The organism is Aureimonas sp. D3, from assembly GCF_001463805.1.
GTDB classification, from domain to species: Bacteria; Pseudomonadota; Alphaproteobacteria; order Rhizobiales; family Rhizobiaceae; genus Aureimonas; species Aureimonas ureilytica_A.
This window is the reverse complement of the sequence record NZ_BBWM01000115.1, coordinates 1-273: the sequence shown is the minus strand read 5'-3', so window position 1 is coordinate 273 and position 273 is coordinate 1. Positions and strand designations below refer to the sequence as shown.

At 62.6% G+C, this 273-nt stretch carries 1 protein-coding gene; it reads left to right on the top strand.

Features of this window, described 5'->3' with window-relative positions; all coding sequences use genetic code 11:
• The coding region (locus tag AUL36_RS23055) for a calcium-binding protein (protein ID WP_280138008.1) at positions 1–273 on the top strand (273 nt) is incomplete at both ends.

Here is a 273-nt window from a genome sequence, read left to right as displayed (position 1 = left end):
TGACAAGCTGGTGCTGTCCGGCGTCGACCCGTCCGCCATCAGCTTTACCCGCAGCGGCGAGGCTGTCACGCTGGTGATCGCCGAGACCAGCTCGGGCGCCGGCAACGGCGGTTCCATCAAGCTCGTCAACGGCATCGAAACAGTCAATGGTCGAGGCATCGAGCAGGTCGTCTTCGACGATGGCACGGTCTGGTCCCAGGCCGACATGCGCGCCATGGTCCTCGCTTCGATGACAAATGGCGGTGACGACATCATCATCGGCACGTCCAACAA